1 pseudogene is annotated in these 209 nt (G+C 51.7%); it reads left to right on the top strand.

The features are described from left to right. Nucleotides 1-209 (top strand): annotated as a pseudogene (locus HMPREF2932_RS13815) (transposase); the annotation flags it as partial.

Raw genomic sequence — 209 nt, 5'->3', positions numbered from 1 at the left:
GCGTCTTTCCTCCTTCGCTACCGAATCGTTCGGGGAGATACTAACTCAAGCGTTGGCCCATCATGCAGGTATTGGGCCAGGCGCATTCATCTTGTACGACGTGACTACCTTGTATTTTGAAACCGATACTGCTGATGAGCTTCGTAAACCCGGGTTTTCCAAAGAGCGCCGTGTAGAGCCGCAAATCCTTGTCGGGCTGCTTACTGATG

The sequence above is a fragment of the Corynebacterium sp. HMSC074H12 genome, from assembly GCF_001813755.1.
Taxonomy (GTDB): Bacteria; Actinomycetota; Actinomycetes; order Mycobacteriales; family Mycobacteriaceae; genus Corynebacterium; species Corynebacterium hiratae.
The sequence above is the reverse complement of the archived record's forward strand: the minus strand, read 5'-3'. Positions and strand labels throughout refer to the sequence as shown.